The organism is Exiguobacterium sp. UBA6309 (assembly GCF_002439205.1).
GTDB lineage: Bacteria > Bacillota > Bacilli > Exiguobacteriales > Exiguobacteriaceae > Exiguobacterium_A.
Window position 1 is genome coordinate 33,603 of the sequence record NZ_DJTL01000021.1, and the last position, 1,263, is coordinate 34,865.

General features: G+C 44.2%; 2 protein-coding genes. Both read left to right on the plus strand.

The genetic code is table 11. The features are described 5' to 3' along the window. Positions 1-301 precede the first annotated feature (301 nt). Complete coding sequence (locus tag B3M90_RS06320; protein WP_023466958.1) at positions 302-745, plus strand: MarR family winged helix-turn-helix transcriptional regulator; 444 nt, start codon at positions 302-304, stop codon at positions 743-745. Between the two features lie 30 nt (positions 746-775). After that, a partial coding sequence (locus tag B3M90_RS06325) for an MMPL family transporter (protein WP_290783045.1) occupies positions 776-1,263 on the plus strand: 488 nt, incomplete at its 3' end.

Consider the following 1,263-nt stretch of genomic DNA (forward strand, 5'->3'; position numbering starts at 1 on the left):
CCTAATAAAATCAGAATGATCGGGAGAAAAATGAAATACATCCAAGACATATTTTTTGCCGAAGTCTTGTGATCGTACTGCTCTTCTGCTGGTTGCTTAGCAATCCGCAACGTAAAGATGAGTCCGACGAGACAAATGACTAATGCGATCCAAAATAAAGTCAACATAAGCATGCTCCTCTCTTCCTTTATCATACAGAAATTGGTCATGTTCTGCATCGGTAAGTTGTGACAGTTTAGAGTTGACAGACTTCTAGTTGAGGGGCTAAACTAACTTCATAAGTTTAGGGGGTAAACTAAAAATGAAAGACAATTTACGTGAAGCAGTCCTCCTGTTTGAAGAAGTCATGATCCACGGAACAGAACGCGTGTTGAAGTCGGTCGAAGCACCCGTTTGGCAAATGTACTCACCGGAACAACTTCATGTGTTGAAGCTCGTCGGAAAATATGGACCGATTTCGTCCGGACGTCTCGCGGCAGTACAGGGTGTTCACAAAAGTGCCATCTCGAACCGGCTGAAAAAGTTGACGGAAAAAGGTCTCGTCATCGTCGAACGTCGAGAAGATGATCACCGAACGAAGTACATCTCTTTGACGGAAGCAGGTCGGTTAGTGGCAACTGAAGCGGAGCAAGAAATCTATACGTATCTGGAGAATTTGATTGAAGGAAAAGTCGAAGAAGAAGAAATCATCCAGTTCATTGAAACCTTCAAAAAGATTAAAGAGATTTTGCAGTTGAATGATTAAAAACAGACAGAGGGAAGAGGAGAATCAGACATGCGACAAATCGTCAAATGGCGCTGGGCAATTCTTGCATTATTGCTCATCGTCACAGTAGGTTTACTATTTACGGCACCAAACTTGGCAAAACAAGCAGAGGACGCAGGGGCGATTCAGCTTGCAAATGATGCTGATTCACAGCGAGCAGCTGATATTTTAGAAAAAGCGGGAGCAAGCGAAGAAACGATCTCGCTTGTCATTCCGCTCAAAGACAAAGTCAGCGATGCCGATCGAAAGTCGATCGGGCAAATCGTTCAGGATTTAGAAGCACTCGATCGTCCGGTCACGGATGTGCTCGATCCGTTTGAAAACAAAGAGACGGAAGGACAGCTCGTCTCAAAAGATAAAAAGACGGTCCTCGTACCGATCACAGTCGACGGTTCGCAAGAAGAGATCGTCAAACTGGCAAAACAAATCCGGACGGATCTTTTACCAAAGGATCAAACGATTTATCTAACGGGTGAAGCGTTAATCAACGATGACGT